Raw genomic sequence first — 18,094 nt, 5'->3', positions numbered from 1 at the left:
GTTTGCTTTCCGGGGGCCATCCCGCCCCCGTTTCCTTCCTTTCCCGACATCACCTGAACGTTATTTGCCTGTCACTCTGAGGGCCCGAGTGTGGTATGATTGCGCGCTTATAAATGCCCTTTGGATTGGGGAAAGAGAGCGCCAGCAACATCGAATCAGGCGCAAGCTCCCCAAGGGTGAAATCCGCGTTCCATAACGCGCGAATCGTCATGTCGCGATTCCATAAAAACGACGACTTCCAGCAAACGCAAAGGAACCTTTCTCGATGGGTGAATTAGCCAAAGAGATCCTGCCCGTAAATATTGAAGATGAGCTGAAACAGTCCTACCTCGATTACGCCATGAGCGTTATCGTCGGTCGTGCTCTGCCCGATGTCCGGGACGGACTCAAGCCCGTTCACCGCCGTGTCCTGTTCGCCATGTCCGAGTTGAACAACGACTGGAACAAGGCCTACAAGAAGTCCGCCCGTGTGGTGGGTGACGTTATCGGTAAATACCACCCCCACGGCGACTCTGCGGTCTATGACACCATCGTGCGTATGGCTCAGCCGTTCTCTTTGCGCTATCCGCTGGTCGACGGTCAGGGCAACTTTGGCTCCATCGACGGCGACAATGCGGCGGCCATGCGTTACACCGAAATCCGCATGGAGAAGATTGCCCATTCGCTGCTGGCGGACCTGGACAAGGAAACCGTCGATTTCGTACCGAACTACGACGGCGCCGAGCAGATTCCCGATGTGCTGCCGACCCGCATTCCCAACCTGCTGGTCAACGGTTCCTCCGGTATTGCCGTAGGGATGGCGACCAATATTCCGCCCCATAACCTGACCGAGATCGTCAACGGCTGTCTGGCGCTGATCGACAACCAGGACATCACCATCGACGAGTTGATGGAGCATATCCCGGGGCCGGATTTCCCCACAGAGGGCATCATCAACGGTCGCGCCGGCATTATCGAGGCCTACCGTACCGGTCGGGGTCGTATTTATATCCGCGCCCGCCACGAGATCGAGCAGGACAAGAAGACGGGCCGCGAATCCATCATCATTACCGAGTTGCCGTACCAGTTGAACAAGGCGCGCCTGATCGAGAAGATCGCCGAGCTGGTCAAGGAAAAGCGGCTGGAAGGTATTACCGAGCTGCGCGACGAGTCCAACAAGGAAGGTATCCGCGTGGTGATCGAGCTGCGTCGCGGGGAGAATGCCGAGGTTGTCGTCAACAACCTGTTCGCCCACACGCAGTTGGAAACCGTCTTCGGTATCAACATGGTTGCCTTGATCAACGGCGAGCCGAAGATCCTCAACCTGAAAGAAATCCTCGATGCGTTCGTCCGTCATCGCCGCGAAGTGGTGACCCGTCGGACCATCTACGAACTGCGTAAGGCCCGCGAACGCGGCCATATCCTGGAAGGCCTCACAGTCGCCCTGGCCAACATCGACGAAGTGATCGAGCTGATCAAGCAGTCACCGAGCGCCGCCGAAGCCAAGGAAAAGTTGATCGCCAAGGGCTGGGAGCCTGGCCAGGTTTCCGACATGCTGGATCGGGCCGGCCAGGACGCTTGCCGTCCAGACGACCTGCCGGAAATCTACGGCCTGCGTGACGGACTCTACCACCTGTCACCGGAACAGGCCCAGGCTATCCTGGATCTGCGTCTGCACCGCCTGACCGGTCTGGAAACCGAGAAGCTGCAGAACGAGTACAAGGAAATCATCGACAAGATCGCCGAGCTGCTGCATATCCTCAGCGAGCCGGCCCGGTTGATGGAAGTCATCCGCGAAGAGCTGGAAGCGGTCGTCTCCGAATTCGGCGATGCCCGTCGTACTGAAATCATCAGCTCCCGCCGCGACCTGACCATTGCCGACCTGATCGACGAAGAAGACCTGGTGGTCACCATTTCCCACAACGGCTATGCCAAGACCCAGCCGGTGGAAGCCTACCAGGCCCAGCGCCGCGGTGGCCGCGGCCGCTCCTCGACCACCATGAAGGAAGAGGATTTCATCGAGAAACTGCTGGTTGCCAACTCCCACGACACCATCCTGTGTTTTACCAACAAAGGAAAGGTGTACTGGCTGCGGGTGTTCGAGATTCCCCAGGCCAGTCGCGCGGCTCGTGGTCGCCCGATGGTGAACATCCTGCCGCTGGACGAGGACGAGCGTGTCACTACCTTCCTGCCGGTACGCGACTATCCGGAAGATCACTACGTACTGATGGCAACCTCTGCCGGTGTGGTCAAGAAGACGCCGCTGCCGAACTTCTCGCGTCCGCGTTCCAACGGCCTGATTGCGCTGTCCCTGGATGAAGGCGATACCCTGATCGGCGCCGCGATTACCGCGGGCGAATCCGAAGTCATGCTGTTCTCCTCCGCTGGCAAGGCGGTGCGCTTCAAGGAAGAGCAGGTTCGCGCCATGGGTCGTACGGCGCGGGGTGTGCGCGGTATCCGTATGCCGGAAGGTCACACTGTCGTATCCCTGATCATTCCGGAAGAAAGTGGCATGATCCTGACCGCCAGTGAAAACGGCTACGGTAAGCGCACCCAGATCGAAGAGTTCCCAGCCTATAGTCGTGGCAGTCAGGGTGTTATCGCCATGCAGTGCTCCGAGCGGAACGGGAATCTGGTTTCGGCTACCCAGGTGTTCGAAAGTGACGAGATGATGCTGATCTCGGACAAGGGCACCCTGGTGCGTTCAAGTACCGAGGAAGTCTCTGTCCTGAGCCGGAATACCCAGGGCGTGCGTCTGATTCGTCTGACCCAGGAAGACGAGCGTCTGGTTGCAGTCCAGCGGATTGCCGACAGCGGCCTGGACGAAGACGGTGAGGAAGGCGAAGCGAGCGACGGCGACGATGCGCCGGCGCAAGAGGGCGATGCGGACTGAGACAGGTCCGCTTGTCACGAACACGGAAACGGAGAGATCAGGCGGTAATGACCAGAGCGTATAACTTCTGTGCAGGCCCGGCGACCTTGCCGGCAGAGGTGCTCCAGCAGGCCCAGGAGGAGATGCTGGACTGGAGAGGTACGGGCATGTCGGTGATGGAGATGAGTCACCGCAGCGACGAATTCGTCGCCATCGCCCAGACTGCCGAGCAGGACCTGCGGGAGCTGGCCGGCATTTCCGACGATTATGCAGTCCTGTTCATGCAGGGTGGTGCCAGCAGCCAGTTTGCGACGGTGCCGCTGAACCTGATGCGCGGCAAGTCGCCGGCGGATTACGTCAACACCGGGATCTGGTCGAAGAAGGCCATCGCCGAAGCCAGGCGTTTTGGTGAGGTGAATGTGGCAGCGTCCAGCGAAGAGCAGGGCTTTACCACGGTTCCCGATCAAGCTTCCTGGAAAACCAATCCGGAGGCCGCCTACCTGCATTACACGCCGAACGAGACCATCGGTGGGCTGGAGTACGATTTCATCCCGGATTCCGGTGACGTGCCGCTGGTGGCGGATATGTCTTCCTCCATGTTGTCACGTCCGCTGGATATTTCGAAGTTCGGCCTGATCTACGCCGGCGCCCAGAAGAACATCGGTCCATCCGGGCTGGTGGTAGTGATTATCCGTAAGGATTTGCTGGGTCATGCCCAGTCCGGCACGCCGACCATGCTGGACTACAAGGTCATCGCCGACAACGACTCCATGTACAACACGCCGGCTACCTATTCCTGGTACCTGGCCGGCCTGGTGTTCAAGTGGCTCAAGGCTCAGGGCGGCGTCGCCGCCATGGGCGAGATCAATAAGCGCAAGGCGGACAAGCTGTACGGCTATATCGATAACAGCGACTTCTACGCCAATCCCATCGAACCGAGATTCCGCTCCTGGATGAATGTGCCGTTCACCCTGGCGGACGACAGCCTCAACAGCGCTTTCCTGAAAGGCGCGGAAGAGCGCTTCCTGCTTAACCTCAAGGGTCACCGGACGGTGGGCGGTATGCGTGCCTCTATTTATAACGCCATGCCGGAAGCGGGAGTCGATGCGTTGATCGACTACATGAAGGCCTTCGAGAAGGAGCGGGCGGGACATGAGTGACGAGCAGACCCGCCTGGCCGAATTGCGCGACCGTATCGATAGCCTCGATAAGCAGATCATGGACCTGATCAGCGCCCGGGCCCAGTGCGCCCAGGAGGTGGCTCACGTCAAGATGGCGTCGCGCCCGAATGAGGATGTGTTCTTCTATCGGCCGGAGCGGGAAGCCCAGGTGCTGCGCCGCATCAAGGCCGAAAATCCGGGGCCGCTGTCCGGCGAGGAAATGGCGCGTCTGTTCCGGGAAATCATGTCCGCTTGTCTCGCACTGGAAAAGCCGATGCATATCGCGTTCCTGGGTCCGGAAGGCACTTTCACCCAGGCGGCGGCGCTCAAGCACTTTGGGCACTCGGTTGTCAGCATTCCGTTGCCGGCGATCGATGATGTATTCCGCGAAGTTGAATCGGGCGAGGCGCATTACGGGGTGGTGCCGGTTGAGAATTCGACCGAGGGTATGATCAATCACACCCTTGATATGTTCATATCTTCGTCCCTGAAAATTTGCGGCGAGGTCCAGCTGCGCATCCACCATCATCTCTTAATTGCAGATGGTACGGACAAGAAAGCCATCAAGCGGATCTATTCCCATCAGCAGTCGTTTGCCCAATGTCGCAAGTGGCTGGATACCCACTGGCATGAAGTGGAGCGCGTCGCGGTCAGCAGTAACGCCGAGGCTGCGCGGCGGGCAGCCAGCGAGCCTGGCGCCGCAGCCATTGCAGGCGATATGGCGGCCGAACTCTATGATCTGCGCAAGCTGGCTGCGACGATCGAGGACCGGCCGGACAACACCACGCGTTTCCTGATCATCGGACGCGAAGAGGTGGGCCCCAGCGGTCACGACAAGTCCTCCATTCTTGTGTCCATGCGCAACAAACCGGGCGCGCTATACGAGCTTCTCGAGCCTTTCCACCGTCACGGGCTGAGCCTGACCCGGCTCGAAACCCGGCCGTCGCCAAGCGGCACCTGGGCCTATGTGTTCTATATCGATTTCGAGGCCCACGCCGACGATCCGCAGGTTCAGACGGTGTTGCAGGAAGTCGATGCCGAGGCCGTCGAGCTCAAGCGGCTGGGATCCTATCCAATCGGCGTGCTTTGATGCGCGTAATGACGCGCTAAGGTGTGAGGTCAGCGAATTAACCGAACGGCACACTAGGCCTCGCATGAATTGGACTCTGTCAGGAGATGATATGTCGATCGATTTCAAGTCCCGGGCAGTGGCCGGGGTGCGTGGCCTCCAGCCTTACCAGCCGGGGAAACCCATCGACGAAGTCGCCCGGGAGCTGGGGCTGGATCCCTCGCAAATCATCAAGCTGGCCAGCAACGAGAACCCACTCGGCCCCAGCTCCAAGGCGCTGGAAGCGGCTCGCAAGGCGCTGGACGAGATGTGTCTCTATCCTGACGGCAACGGTTTCAACCTGAAGCAGAAGCTGGCCGCCCGTCTGTCCGTATCCCCGGCCCAACTGACGCTGGGCAACGGCTCCAATGACGTGCTGGACTTGGTGATCCGTGCCTTTGCCGATGCTGGCGACGAAGTCATTTTTTCTCAGTACGCCTTTGCCGTTTATCCGATTTCCACCATGGCCGTCGGCGCCACCGGCGTGTCTGTTCCCGCGAAAGAGTGGGGGCACGACCTTGACGCCATGGCCGCGGCCATTAACGACCGCACGCGCATCGTCTTTGTTGCGAATCCCAATAACCCTACCGGCACCGCTGTCGGACGCGATGCTATCGTCCAGTTCCTGCGCAAGGTGCCGGAGCATGTGGTGGTCGTACTCGACGAGGCCTACTGCGAGTATTTCGAGGGCGACGAATTCCCCGATGGCATTGACCTGTTGCCGGATTTCCCCAACTTGGTGGTGGCCCGTACCTTCTCCAAGGCCTGGGGCCTGGCCGCGCTGCGTGTGGGCTATGCCGTTTCGTCCGCCGCTATCGCGGATGTTTTGAATCGGGTCCGTCAGCCGTTTAATGTGGATACAATAGCCTTGGCGGCGGCGACCGCGGTGCTGGATGACGAGGACTACCTGCAGCGCTCCCGTGAGGTCAATCGTAGCGGTCTCAGGCAACTGGCTGCGGGTTTTGAAGCCCTGGGACTGGAATATATCCCGTCCAGCGGTAATTTTATCGCTGTCGATGTCGGTGAGCGGGCAGACCAGGTTTTCCAGGGTCTGCTGCAGCGTGGCGTTATCGTCCGGCCCATCGGTGGCTACGGTATGCCGCGGCATTTGCGGATTTCCGTTGGTCTCGAGGCAGAGAATGCCCGCTGCCTTGATGCGCTCAAAGAGGTGTTGGAGTCACTGAATGGCTGACCCTATGCAATCGCTGACTTCGTCAGGACCGCTATTCCAGCGCATGGCCGTTATCGGTCTGGGGCTGATTGGCGGCTCGCTGGCCAAGGCTGTGCGAGAGCAGGGGTTGGCGGCATGGGTTGTCGGTGTCGATCAACGGCAGGGTGAGGTCCAGCGTGGTCTTGAACTGGGCGTTATAGACGAGGCCGCCGAATCGGTGGCGACGGCAATAAAGGATGCGGACCTGGTGGTTGTGGCCGTGCCCGTACGCGCCATGGAGACCGTGTTGGCCGAAATCCGGCCCCACCTTGCATCGGACGTGTTGCTGACCGACGTCGGCAGTACCAAAGGCAGTTTTGTCAGTGCCGTGCAATCGGTGTTTGGTCGTTGGCCCGACTGGGTGATCCCGGGGCATCCCATTGCTGGGTCCGAGAAAAGCGGGATTTCTGCCGCTCGTGCCGACTTATTCGCCAAACACAAGGTGATCCTGACGCCGTCGGAAACCAGTGATTCCGCAAAACTGGAGCGTCTCAAGGCACTCTGGGGCGGATGCGGCGCGACGGTGCTCACCATGCCGGTGGCACATCATGACGAAGTGCTGGCGGCCACCAGCCACTTACCGCACCTGATCGCGTTCTCACTGGTCGATACCCTGGCAGGTGAGGACGACAACCTCGAAATCTTCCGTTATGCCGCTGGCGGTTTCCGCGACTTTACCCGCATCGCAGCCAGCGATCCGGTAATGTGGCATGACATCTTTCTTTCCAATCGGGACGCAGTCCTTCGTGTTATCGATCATTTCAACGCGGATCTCGCCACGTTGCGCAATGCGATCGAGACTGGAGACGGCAAACGGCTCCTTCAGGTGTTCAGCCGTGCCAAGGCGGCGCGGGATCATTTTTCCAAGATGCTTTCAGGACAGGCGTACGTGACAACCATGAGTCAGAAACAGGTAACCTTCAAGCTCCAGTCCGGCGGTGAAGTGCGGGGTGATATCCGCGTGCCCGGCGACAAGTCCATCTCCCACCGTTCCATTATGCTGGGTGCGCTTTCCAAGGGAGTCACCGAAGTTGAGGGTTTCCTCGAGGGTGAGGACAGTCTGGCCACCCTGCAGGCTTTCCGCGATATGGGGGTGACTATCGAGGGGCCGGACAAGGGCTTCGTGCGCATCCACGGTGTCGGTCTGCACGGCCTACAGGCCCCGCGCGGCCCGCTTTACCTGGGTAACTCCGGAACGGCGATGCGCCTGTTTGCGGGGTTGTTGGCGGGGCAGGCGTTCGATACCGAGTTGACGGGTGACGAGAGTCTGACCAAGCGGCCCATGGGGCGGGTCGCCGACCCCCTGCGTAAGATGGGTGCTGTAATCGAGACCGCTGAAGGCGGTCGACCTCCGCTCCGGATCAAGGGTGGTCAGACGCTGAAGGGCCTCAACTACGTGATGCCTATGGCCAGTGCCCAGGTGAAATCCTGTTTGCTGCTGGCAGGGCTCTATGCCGACGGCGAAACCCGCGTCACCGAGCCTGCGCCGACACGGGATCATACCGAGCGCATGCTGAACGGGTTCGGTTATAGCGTTGGGCGCGATGGCGCAACGGCTTACCTGAAGGGCGGCGGTCACTTGACTGGCGGTCCTATCGATGTGCCAGCGGATATTTCCTCTGCGGCTTTCTTCCTGGTGGCCGCGTCCATCACGCCGGGTGCCGATCTGACATTGCGCCATGTCGGTATTAACCCGACTCGGGTAGGCGTCATCAATATTCTTAAGCAGATGGGTGCCGACATCGTGGTGGAGAGCGAGCGCGAGGTCGGCGGTGAGCCGGTGGCTGACCTGCGAGTGCGTCATGCGAAGCTCAAGGGGATCCAGATCCCGGAAGATCAGGTGCCCTTGGCAATCGACGAATTTCCGGTTTTGTTCATCGCGGCTGTCTGTGCCGAAGGTGAAACCGTCCTCACCGGTGCAGAAGAATTGCGGGTGAAAGAAAGCGACCGTATCCAGGTGATGGCTGACGGTCTGGCCCAACTGGGTGTCAAGACCACGGTGACGCAGGACGGGATCGTGATCCAGGGCGGTCAGGCGATGCAGTCCGGTACAGTGAACAGTCATGGAGATCACCGCATTGCCATGGCCTTTTCGGTGGCATCGCTCCGCTCAGAAGGGGATGTCGTTATCACCGATTGCGCCAATGTGGCGACTTCTTTCCCGAATTTTGTTGACCTTGCCAGGACCGTGGGTATTCGCATCCAGGTCGAGGAGTCCGGGGCATGAACCCGCAGGATATTCCCGTGATCGCCATCGACGGACCGAGTGGTTCCGGTAAGGGAACTATTACGCAAATGGTCGCTCGAAGACTTGGGTATCACCTCCTGGACAGCGGCGCGTTGTATCGGTTGACAGCGTTGGCGGCGCAGCGTCAGGGTATTGGCATTGCCGACATCGACGGTTTGGTCCGCGTAGCGGGCAAACTCGATGTCGCTTTCCTGCCGACGCCGCCTGGTGAGCCGGCACGGGTATTGATGGGTGGCGATGATGTTACGGCCGATATCCGGACCGAGACTTGCGGTGAAAATGCCTCTCGGGTCGCCGCTATCCAGGCTGTACGCGACGCATTACTCCAGCGCCAGCGGGATTTTCGCCAAGCTCCGGGTCTGGTAGCAGATGGTCGCGATATGGGGACGGTGATTTTCCCCGATGCGCCGGTAAAAATTTTCCTTACCGCAAGTGCAGAAGAAAGGGCGGAACGACGCTATCGCCAGTTGCTGGACGCCGGTGTCGATGTTAGTATTGACGCCCTTTTAGAGGAGATACGGGCACGGGACGACCGGGATATGAACCGGGCGAGTGCTCCGCTTAGACCCGCCGATGATGCGCAAGTCATTGACTCGACGGGATTAAGCATAGAAGAGGTGCTGGAAAAGGTTATGGCCGCAGCAGGTCAGGCCTGACCGCACCCTTTTGTCGTTGGAAGCCGGAAGTCTGCGTATTCTGCCAGCCTGTGGCAGGTTTTCGGCAAATTTGAACAGACCGTGTTGCTGGTATCACGGAGCACACTTGCGTTGATCACATAGGACACATAATGAGCGAGAGCTTTGCGGATCTTTTTGAAGAAAGCCTGAAAGAAATTGACATGCAACCGGGTTCCATTGTCCAGGGAACCGTGGTTGATATCGACAACGACTGGGTCACTGTTAACGCAGGCCTGAAGTCGGAAGGCGCTATTCCTGCCAGCCAGTTCCTGAACGACAAGGGCGAACTGGAAATCCAGATTGGTGACGTTGTCGATGTGGCTCTCGACGCGGTAGAAGACGGTTTCGGTGCAACCCGTCTGTCCCGTGAGAAGGCCAAGCGCGCTGAAGCCTGGAAAGTGCTCGAGAAGAGCTTCGAGGCCGAAGAAGTCGTTAAAGGTGTGATCAATGGCAAGGTCAAGGGCGGCTTCACGGTCGACCTGAGCGGCATCCGTGCATTCCTGCCGGGTTCCCTGGTTGATGTTCGTCCGGTTCGCGACACTGCGCACCTGGAGAACAAGGAACTCGAGTTCAAGGTGATCAAGCTGGACCAGAAGCGCAACAACGTGGTTGTTTCACGTCGTGCGGTACTGGAAGCTGAGAACAGTGCCGAGCGCGAAGCCCTGCTGGAAACCCTGACCGAAGGTCTGGAAATCAAGGGTATCGTCAAGAACCTGACCGACTATGGCGCATTCGTGGATCTGGGCGGCGTTGACGGCCTGTTGCACATCACCGACATGGCCTGGAAGCGCATCAAGCATCCGAGCGAAATCGTCAATGTTGGTGACGAGATCAACGTCAAGGTCCTGAAGTTCGACCGTGAGCGCAACCGCGTTTCCCTGGGTCTGAAGCAGCTGGGCGAAGATCCCTGGGTGGATATCAAGGGTCGCTATCCGGAAGGTTCCAAGGTCAACGCCCGCGTGACCAACCTGACTGACTACGGTTGCTTTGCTGAGCTGGAAGAAGGTGTTGAAGGTCTGGTTCACGTATCCGAAATGGACTGGACCAACAAGAACATCCATCCGTCCAAGGTTGTTCAGGTCGGTGATGAAGTTGAAGTGATGATCCTGGATATCGACGAAGAGCGTCGTCGTATCTCCCTGGGTATCAAGCAGTGCATGTCCAACCCGTGGGAAGACTTCTCCAGCAACTTCAACAAGGGTGACCGCATCACCGGTAAGATCAAGTCCATTACTGACTTCGGTATCTTTATCGGTCTGGACGGTGGTATCGACGGTCTGGTTCACCTGTCCGACATCAGCTGGAACGAGCCTGGTGAAGAAGCGGTTCGTCAGTACAAGAAAGGCGACGAAGTTGAAACCGTCATCCTGTCTGTTGATCCGGAGCGTGAGCGTATCTCCCTGGGTATCAAGCAGCTCGAGAGCGATCCGTTTGCTGAGTTCGTGCAGCTGAACGATAAGGGCTCCATCGTCAAGGGTACTGTAACTGCTATCGACGCCAAGGCAGCGACTGTTGCCCTGAACGACGAAGTTGAAGCGGTGCTGAAGGCCTCTGAAATCAGCCGTGACCGTGTTGAAGATGCGCGCAACGTGCTGAACGAAGGCGACGAGGTTGAAGCCAAGATCATTAGCATCGATCGTAAGAACCGCGTGATCAACCTGTCCGTGAAGTCCAAGGACGTGGAAGATGACAAGGCGGCTCTGCAGAGTGTTCGCGAGAAGTCTGCTGAAACTTCGGGTGCCACCACCATCGGTGACCTGATCAAGGAGCAGATGCAGCAGCAGAATGCCAACAAGGAATAATTGGCAATTTTGTTGAAATGTAAAAAAACGGGCTGTAACAGCCCGTTTTTTTTGTCTTTTTTTTGAGTTTGTCTAAACTAGGGGGGTGCGTCACCCTAATTGGCTTTTTTCTCGAGTGCCGTCGGGGTTGATTGAGGTGCGGCGGGAGCCAGGTTTCAATCCCTGCTTGAACCCCGGGAATCCTGGCACATTTGCTCGAGAAAACCTGCACAAACGAAGGTTCTCGTGTGGGTTGGATATCGAGAACCGAGAGGGATGATTTCGGTGCGGGTATCTTGTCATCGCGCGTTATGTGGGTCTCTTCACGTTTAGACAAAGGAGCGATGCATGGCACTAGGACGAAAGGGAAGTGGTCCCGGCACTGATTTAGCGATAAGAATCAGAAGGAACAATCGCAATGACAAAGTCTGAGCTGGTCGAACTGATCGCCTCCAAACAGACGCAACTGTCCGTGAAAGACGTTGAACTTGCCGTCAAGACCATTATCGAGCATATGTCCCAGTCGTTGGCTGAAGGGCATCGCATCGAGATTCGGGGTTTTGGCAGCTTCTCCCTGCATCACCGGGCTGCCCGGACCGGGAGAAACCCCAAGACCGGTGAAGCGGTGCAGTTACCGGCCAAGTTTGTTCCCCATTTCAAGCCAGGCAAGGAATTGCGGGAGCAGGTCAACGACAGCATGAAGAACGGATACTGAGGCTGAAATCGACGCCTCAAGGCCTCCCTGCTACGTTGGGGGTGCCTGTTTTGGCCGTGTAACAGCCGGGCGCCGCTGGGTCTCCTGTGCTAACATGGCAGCCCCTCCGTTACGGATGCTAACTGCTGGACGCAAACCGCTGTACGTTAACCACTTGGGAGCCGTTAAGTATGGCCTGGCTGCAAAAGGTGATTATTGGCCTCGTCGTGATCTTCCTGATCCTGGCCGCCCTTGTTTTTTCCCTGAATAATCAGGTTTCCGTTTCCCTCAACTTTCTCTTTTTCGAAACACCCGCCTATGGCGTGGCTTTCTGGTTGATCCTGTCATTTGTTGCGGGCGGAATTATTGGTATGTTACTGACGTCACTTGCCATGATCCGGACGTCCGTAAGTAGGCGTCACTTGCAGAAGAAACTGGATCACACCGAAAAGCAGCTTGAGAAAGCCAGGTTGGAAGCCGGCCGGACCCCCTGATGGAAACAGTGCTTCATTGGCTGCTACTTGTCATAGCGGTTGCAGCAGGTTGGTTTATGGGGCGCTGGGGTCGCGACGGCTCCGTTGGGCGCCAGCGTATCGACGATGAAGAGGCGGTTCGTGATCGCCTCCAGTTCCTGTTTACCAATTATTCTGACGAAGCTATCGAAAATTTTGTCCAGGCTCTTGCCGTCAATCGAGAGACCGTGGGATTGCATTTGTCCGTCGGTGCCCACTTCCGGCTGAAAGGCGAAACTGAACGCGCCATACTCATCCACCAGAACCTGCTTGCCCGCCCCGAACTACCTGCCCGTTACTCGCAGCAGGTGACTTATGAACTGGCAATGGACTACATGAATGCCGGTCTGCTGGATCGGGCCGAATCCCTATTCCACCAGTTGCTCGGTACAAGGGACTACAGTCGCCAGGCTTCCGACCAACTGATTGAACTTTATCAACAGGAGCGCGAATGGGATAAGGCTCGCCAGGTAGCCAGCACCCTGACCGTAGGTTATCCCGAAGCCGAGCTGCATAAGCAGCTAGCCTACCTGACCTGCGAGCTTGCCGAAGATACCCTACGCCACGACGACCGCTGGGGCGCCCAGAAACTCGTCAAGGAGGCTCTGGAACAGGATCGGACCTGTGTTCGCGCCAGTTTCCTTCAAGCGGATATCCAGAAGCGTCAGGGCAACGTATCCGATGTGGAGCAATCGCTGCTCAAAGTGTTCGACCAGAACCCCGCCTTTGGGTCGGAAGCTATCGACCGGTTGATGAAATTTACCCGTGATAAGGGGGACGTGGCCAAATTGGCCAAGCGCCTGCGCAAACTCTATGAAAGCTGGCCCAGTACCAGTTTGCTGCTGGCGCTGGTGGAGGCGGTCGAGCGCGCTTCCGGTCGCCCCGCGGCCATCGATCTGCTGCGGGAAGAGCTTGAGATACGGCCGAGTCTGAAGGGGTTGTTACGCTTGGTTGAAATGGCCGGCTACGAGAAGGGAATGACGACGGACGAGGGGCGGCTTGTCAGCCGCATGGGCCAGTTGTTGCTGGCCAATCGTCCGGTGTATCGCTGTATCAGTTGCGGTTTCGAAGGGCGTCAACTGCACTGGCTGTGCCCAAGCTGTAAGAAATGGGAAAAGGTTCAGCCGATTCAGGGTGTCGAGGCCGAGTAGGTTTTTCAGGGTTTCATACATGTCAGGCGGGGCGCGGGATTCTGCGACACCGCACCAAGAGACAGAGTTCGCTATGTTTGACCATAAAGGAGAGTTGGGGCCGCGTATTATCGTGGCTCTTGATTTTGCAGATCAGGCCCAGGCGTTGGCGCTTGCCGATTCACTGGACCCATCACTATGTCGCGTCAAGGTAGGCAAGGAGATGTTTACCCGCTTTGGGCCGGACTTGGTGCGCCAACTCCATAACCGTGGTTTTGAGGTCTTCCTGGATCTCAAGTTTCACGATATCCCCAATACCACGTCGGCTGCTGTAGCCGCTGCTGCAGATCTCGGCGTGTGGATGGTGAATGTCCATGCGTCGGGCGGCGAGACCATGATGGCTGCCTGCCGGGAGCGGTTGGAAAGCTACGGTGATGATCGCCCCTTGCTCATTGCGGTGACGGTTCTGACCAGTATGTCCGCGGATGACTTGAAGGGCATTGGTATCAGCGAGTCGCCGGAAGCGCATGTTTCCAGGCTTGCGGCGATGACGTACAACGCTGGTCTTGATGGCGTAGTGTGTTCGGCGCAGGAAGCGACAATGCTGCGTTCAGAGCAGGGCGAGCGTTTCCGGCTGGTTACGCCGGGTATCCGTCCAACGTTCGCCGCCGCCGCGGGAGACCAGCAACGCATCATGACGCCTGTGGACGCTTTGCATGCGGGTAGCGACTACCTTGTGATTGGTCGGCCGATAACCCAGGCCGACAAGCCCCTGGAGGCGTTGGAGGCGATCCAGGCGGAGATTCAGTTGGCGGAGGAGTGAGGTGCGCCGTTTGCTGCACGCTGTTGCCTGCCAGACGGAAAGTCTCTTCGTGAATGACTATGGATCGAGCCCCGCGATGGGCGTGTAAGTTGGGGCGCCTTCGGCGCCTCAGAAGCTAAAGCATCTGCTACATACTCGAGTTAGCGGGACAATGTAGCCGACGCTTTAGCTTCGGAGCAGTCTGAAAGACTGCCTGATTTCAGGATCGGAGTTGGGGGGAACTCGCTACTTTTCGACAAGCCATAAAAAAAGCCGCTGGGTTTCAGCGGCTTTTTGGAATAGTGGCTCCCCGAGCTGGGCTCGAACCAGCGACAAACGGATTAACAGTCCGTTGCTCTACCAACTGAGCTATCGGGGAACGTCATCAGTGATGAGGCGCGTATATTACGGCCGCGCCCCGTCACCGTCAACCCCTTAATCGATAAACCTTTTATCTTTCACGTCAGGGTCAAAGCTGCTCAGCCGAGAGCTTTTTGCAGGCGCTCGATCGCGTTCTGGAGGTTCTCCATGCTGGTGGCAAAGCTCAGGCGCATGTGGCCCGGAGCACCAAATGCAGAGCCCGGGACGAGCGCGACGCCGGCTTCCTTGAGCAGCATTTCCGCCAGCTCGACATCGGACTCGATGTTTTCACGCGCGTCGATGGCGCCCTGGAAGCTGGGGAACGCATAGAAGGTACCGTCGCCTTTCAGGCACTCAACGCCCTGGATCTTGTTCAGCGCGTCTACCAGGTAGTCGTGGCGTTCCTTGAAGGCCTTGACCATTTCGCCGACGCACTCCTGGGGGCCTTCGAGCGCAGCCTGGGCTGCAGCCTGGGAGATCGACGCCGGGTTGGATGTGCTTTGGGACTGGATCTTCTTCATCGATCCGATGATCTTGGCCGGGCCTGCGGCGTAGCCGATACGCCAGCCGGTCATGGAATAGGCCTTGGATACCCCATTGAGCACGAAGGTGCGGTCGTAGAGTTCCGGGGTTGCGTTCAGGATGTTGCAGAACGGCTGGCCGGTCCAAAGGATGGGCTCATACATATCGTCCGTCGCCACCATGACCTGCGGGTGCTTCTTCAGAACTTCACCGATCGCTTTCAGCTCGTCCAGGCTGTAGGCCATGCCGCTGGGGTTCGACGGGCTGTTGATCACGAACAGGCGGGTACGCTCGGTGATGGCGTTTTCGAGCTGCTCCGGCGTGATCTTGAAGCGGGTTTCGGCTGAGGTCTCGATAATGACCGGCTTGCCTTCAGCCACCAGTACCATGTCCGGGTAGGATACCCAGTAGGGCGCCGGGATGATGGCTTCGTCGCCTGCGTTCAATGTGGCCAGGGCCAGGTTGAAGAAACTCTGTTTGCCCCCACTTGATACTAGGATCTGGTTCGGTTCGTAATTGAGGCCATTGTCGCGTTTGAACTTCTCGATAATCGCTTTCTTCAGCCCGGGCGTACCATCGACAGCGGTGTACTTGGTTTGACCGGCCTTGATGGCCTCGATAGCGGCTGTCTTGATGTGATCCGGTGTATCGAAATCCGGTTCGCCGGCGCCAAGGCCAATGATATCGTGACCGGCAGCGCGCAACTCAGCCGCCTTATTGGTCACGGCCAGGGTCGGTGAGGGCTTGATCGCTTGTACACGGTTCGAGAGTTGAACGTCCAAACTAGCGCTCCTTAAGATGCGTCATGAGGGGCGACCCCGGTGGCTGTATTAAATCCGTTTGAGCATGGACCGGGACGCCGGATAAATGCAAAACGTACAAATGTTACCATGAAGCCTGCAGCAGGATAAGTTGGCGCGGGCTGGAATACGCCATTTACCGGGACCAGAAACCACGTCAGGCATCCTGCTTGACGCCATGAGCGACAACGGGGGCACCAACGCCACATGTTCGAGGTTGAATCTGCTTACCAACCAGCCGGCGACCAGCCCAAAGCAATCGACGGCCTGGTCGACGGTATCGAGTCCGGCCTGGCTCACCAGACCCTGCTGGGGGTCACCGGTTCGGGCAAGACGTTCACCATTGCCAATGTCGTCGAGCGCATCAAGCGCCCGACCATCGTGATGGCCCACAACAAAACGTTGGCGGCCCAGCTCTATGGCGAATTCAAGGAGTTCTTTCCCAAGAATGCCGTGGAGTACTTCGTTTCCTATTACGACTACTATCAGCCCGAGGCCTATGTACCGTCGTCCGATACGTTCATCGAGAAGGACGCCTCCATCAACGAGCATATCGAGCAGATGCGTCTCTCGGCCACCAAGGCACTTCTGGAGCGCGAAGATGCCCTGATCGTAGCAACGGTTTCGTCTATCTACGGTTTGGGCGATCCCCAGTCCTACCTGAAGATGATGCTGCACCTGGACCGGGGCGACCAGATCGATCAGCGCTTCATCCTGCGCCGTTTGGCTGAGCTGCAATACACCCGCAACGATGTGGAATTCCATCGCGCCAATTACCGGGTGCGCGGCGATGTAATCGATGTGTTCCCGGCGGAATCCGAGAAAGAGGCTATCCGCATCGAACTCTTCGATGACGAGGTGGAGAATCTCAGTTACTTCGATCCGCTCACGGGCGAGGTTCTGCGCCGGGTGCCCCGAGTGACCATTTATCCGAAGAGTCACTATGTCACGCCCCGCCAGACCGTGCTGGATGCGGTTGAGAATATCAAGGTGGAGCTCGACGAGCGTCTCAAGCAGCTGCGTGACAACAACAAGCTGGTCGAGGCACAGCGCCTGGAAGAACGTACCCGTTATGACATCGAAATGATGCTGGAGCTGGGTTACTGCAACGGCATCGAGAACTACTCGCGCTATCTCTCAGGGCGCCGCCCAGGTGAAGCGCCGCCGACGCTGTTCGACTACCTGCCTCCGAACGCGTTGCTGGTAGTGGACGAGTCCCACGTCACCATCCCCCAAATCGGTGCGATGTACAAAGGCGACCGTTCACGCAAGGAAACGCTGGTCGAGTATGGTTTCCGGCTACCTTCTGCCCTGGACAACCGGCCCATGCGTTTCGACGAGTGGGAGCGTATCGCACCGCAGATGATCTTCGTCTCCGCCACGCCGGCGGACTATGAAGCCCGGCACGCAGGCCAGGTTGTTGAGCAGGTCGTACGACCAACAGGACTTGTCGATCCGGAAATCGAGGTTCGTCCGGCCTCGACCCAGGTTGACGACTTGTTGTCGGAGATCCGCAAACGGGTGTCGGTGGACGAACGGGTGTTGGTGACCACGCTGACAAAGCGCATGGCCGAAGACCTGACCGACTTCCTGCAGGAACACGACGTTCGCGTGCGCTACCTGCACTCGGATATCGATACCGTGGAGCGGGTGGAAATCATCCGCGACCTTCGCCGGGGCGAATTCGACGTTCTGGTGGGGATCAACCTGCTTCGGGAAGGCCTGGATATGCCGGAAGTCTCCCTGGTTGCCATCCTCGATGCGGACAAGGAAGGTTTCTTGCGTTCCGAGCGTTCTCTGATCCAGACCATCGGCCGCGCCGCGCGGAACGTCCACGGCAAGGCGATTTTATACGGCGATAAAATTACCGGCTCCATGCAGCGGGCGATCGATGAGACGGGGCGGCGCCGCGAGAAGCAGATCGCCCATAACGAAGAGCATGGCATTACGCCGCGCGGCCTGGAGAAAAGGGTCACGGACATCATGGAAGGGGCCCGGGGCGGGGCGCCGGGACGTCGTCGTGGTGGCGAGCGTCCGGGTCAACAGGCCGCCGAGGAGGCGGAAGAGTACCGCATCAAGGCCCACGGCAAGACGCCGGAGCAGTTGCTCAAGGATATTACGAAGCTGGAGGATGAGATGTACAAGGCCGCCTCGGACCTGGATTTCGAAAAAGCGGCACGGTTGCGCGATGAGATCGCCTCCCTCAAAGAGGCGACTATCCGAACAGCCTGATGAGTCC

The 18,094-nt window shown here is 58.3% G+C and carries 13 protein-coding genes and 1 tRNA gene; 12 read left to right on the top strand and 2 right to left on the bottom strand.

From position 1 onward, the window contains the following. Nucleotides 1-265 precede the first annotated feature (265 nt). The 11 genes from gyrA (at nucleotide 266) to pyrF (ending at nucleotide 14,194) form a co-directional block, all read left to right on the top strand. The gene (gyrA, locus tag RE428_RS13965) at nucleotides 266-2,872 is read left to right on the top strand and encodes a DNA gyrase subunit A (RefSeq protein WP_004582638.1); all 2,607 of its coding nucleotides are present in this window, start codon (nucleotides 266-268) and stop codon (nucleotides 2,870-2,872) included. Between the two features lie 47 nt (nucleotides 2,873-2,919). Beyond that, complete coding sequence (gene serC / locus RE428_RS13960; protein ID WP_004582637.1) at nucleotides 2,920-4,011, top strand: 3-phosphoserine/phosphohydroxythreonine transaminase; 1,092 nt, start codon at nucleotides 2,920-2,922, stop codon at nucleotides 4,009-4,011. Continuing rightward, on the top strand, nucleotides 4,004-5,101 hold the full coding sequence (pheA, locus tag RE428_RS13955) for a prephenate dehydratase (RefSeq protein WP_004582636.1): 1,098 nt from the start codon (nucleotides 4,004-4,006) through the stop codon (nucleotides 5,099-5,101). The genes serC and pheA overlap by 8 nt, the downstream gene beginning before the upstream one ends. A 91-nt stretch (nucleotides 5,102-5,192) precedes the next feature. Further along, nucleotides 5,193-6,311, top strand: coding sequence for a histidinol-phosphate transaminase (gene hisC, locus RE428_RS13950; RefSeq protein ID WP_004582635.1), 1,119 nt, complete (start codon nucleotides 5,193-5,195; stop codon nucleotides 6,309-6,311). After that, nucleotides 6,304-8,556 (top strand): bifunctional prephenate dehydrogenase/3-phosphoshikimate 1-carboxyvinyltransferase, encoded by a 2,253-nt coding sequence (locus tag RE428_RS13945; protein WP_051079806.1) that lies wholly within the window; start codon nucleotides 6,304-6,306, stop codon nucleotides 8,554-8,556. Before hisC ends, RE428_RS13945 begins: the two co-directional genes overlap by 8 nt. Further along, nucleotides 8,553-9,233, top strand: coding sequence for a (d)CMP kinase (gene cmk, locus RE428_RS13940; protein ID WP_004582633.1), 681 nt, complete (start codon nucleotides 8,553-8,555; stop codon nucleotides 9,231-9,233). The genes RE428_RS13945 and cmk overlap by 4 nt, the downstream gene beginning before the upstream one ends. Before the next feature lie 131 nt (nucleotides 9,234-9,364). After that, entirely contained in the window at nucleotides 9,365-11,056 is a 1,692-nt protein-coding gene (gene rpsA / locus RE428_RS13935) for a 30S ribosomal protein S1 (RefSeq protein ID WP_004582632.1), read from the top strand. A gap of 397 nt (nucleotides 11,057-11,453) precedes the next feature. Beyond that, complete coding sequence (locus tag RE428_RS13930; RefSeq protein ID WP_004582631.1) at nucleotides 11,454-11,750, top strand: integration host factor subunit beta; 297 nt, start codon at nucleotides 11,454-11,456, stop codon at nucleotides 11,748-11,750. A 170-nt stretch (nucleotides 11,751-11,920) separates the two neighbouring features. Next, nucleotides 11,921-12,223 (top strand): lipopolysaccharide assembly protein LapA domain-containing protein, encoded by a 303-nt coding sequence (locus tag RE428_RS13925; protein WP_004582630.1) that lies wholly within the window; start codon nucleotides 11,921-11,923, stop codon nucleotides 12,221-12,223. Beyond that, entirely contained in the window at nucleotides 12,223-13,392 is a 1,170-nt protein-coding gene (gene lapB / locus RE428_RS13920) for a lipopolysaccharide assembly protein LapB (RefSeq protein ID WP_004582629.1), read from the top strand. The genes RE428_RS13925 and lapB overlap by 1 nt, the downstream gene beginning before the upstream one ends. A gap of 73 nt (nucleotides 13,393-13,465) precedes the next feature. Beyond that, nucleotides 13,466-14,194: an orotidine-5'-phosphate decarboxylase gene (gene pyrF / locus RE428_RS13915; RefSeq protein ID WP_004582628.1), complete on the top strand. Its 729-nt coding sequence runs from the start codon at nucleotides 13,466-13,468 to the stop codon at nucleotides 14,192-14,194. A 282-nt stretch (nucleotides 14,195-14,476) separates the two neighbouring features. Here pyrF and RE428_RS13910 read toward each other — a convergent pair. Then, nucleotides 14,477-14,552: transfer RNA gene (locus tag RE428_RS13910), tRNA-Asn, on the bottom strand. Nucleotides 14,553-14,652: 100 nt separating this feature from the next. Further along, complete coding sequence (locus RE428_RS13905; protein WP_004582627.1) at nucleotides 14,653-15,837, bottom strand: pyridoxal phosphate-dependent aminotransferase; 1,185 nt, start codon at nucleotides 15,835-15,837, stop codon at nucleotides 14,653-14,655. A 225-nt stretch (nucleotides 15,838-16,062) separates the two neighbouring features. On the opposite strand from RE428_RS13905, the gene uvrB reads away from it, so the two are divergent. Next, entirely contained in the window at nucleotides 16,063-18,087 is a 2,025-nt protein-coding gene (gene uvrB / locus RE428_RS13900; protein WP_004582626.1) for an excinuclease ABC subunit UvrB, read from the top strand. The last annotated feature ends 7 nt before the right edge of the window (nucleotides 18,088-18,094 follow it).

This window comes from Marinobacter nanhaiticus D15-8W (assembly GCF_036511935.1).
GTDB lineage: Bacteria > Pseudomonadota > Gammaproteobacteria > Pseudomonadales > Oleiphilaceae > Marinobacter_A > Marinobacter_A nanhaiticus.
Note: the sequence above shows the minus strand (reverse complement) of the source record. Positions and strands in the feature narration are given on the sequence as shown.

Excerpts from the sequence above, each read along its gene's own strand:
- pyrF (WP_004582628.1), top strand. The coding sequence starts at position 13,466 with ATGTTTGACCATAAAGGAGAGTTGGGGCCGCGTATTATCGTGGCTCTT.
- RE428_RS13945 (WP_051079806.1), top strand. The coding sequence starts at position 6,304 with ATGGCTGACCCTATGCAATCGCTGACTTCGTCAGGACCGCTATTCCAG.
- RE428_RS13930 (WP_004582631.1), top strand. The coding sequence starts at position 11,454 with ATGACAAAGTCTGAGCTGGTCGAACTGATCGCCTCCAAACAGACGCAA.
- gyrA (WP_004582638.1), top strand. The coding sequence starts at position 266 with ATGGGTGAATTAGCCAAAGAGATCCTGCCCGTAAATATTGAAGATGAG.
- uvrB (WP_004582626.1), top strand. The coding sequence starts at position 16,063 with ATGTTCGAGGTTGAATCTGCTTACCAACCAGCCGGCGACCAGCCCAAA.
- RE428_RS13925 (WP_004582630.1), top strand. The coding sequence starts at position 11,921 with ATGGCCTGGCTGCAAAAGGTGATTATTGGCCTCGTCGTGATCTTCCTG.
- hisC (WP_004582635.1), top strand. The coding sequence starts at position 5,193 with ATGTCGATCGATTTCAAGTCCCGGGCAGTGGCCGGGGTGCGTGGCCTC.
- serC (WP_004582637.1), top strand. The coding sequence starts at position 2,920 with ATGACCAGAGCGTATAACTTCTGTGCAGGCCCGGCGACCTTGCCGGCA.
- rpsA (WP_004582632.1), top strand. The coding sequence starts at position 9,365 with ATGAGCGAGAGCTTTGCGGATCTTTTTGAAGAAAGCCTGAAAGAAATT.
- pheA (WP_004582636.1), top strand. The coding sequence starts at position 4,004 with ATGAGTGACGAGCAGACCCGCCTGGCCGAATTGCGCGACCGTATCGAT.
- cmk (WP_004582633.1), top strand. The coding sequence starts at position 8,553 with ATGAACCCGCAGGATATTCCCGTGATCGCCATCGACGGACCGAGTGGT.
- lapB (WP_004582629.1), top strand. The coding sequence starts at position 12,223 with ATGGAAACAGTGCTTCATTGGCTGCTACTTGTCATAGCGGTTGCAGCA.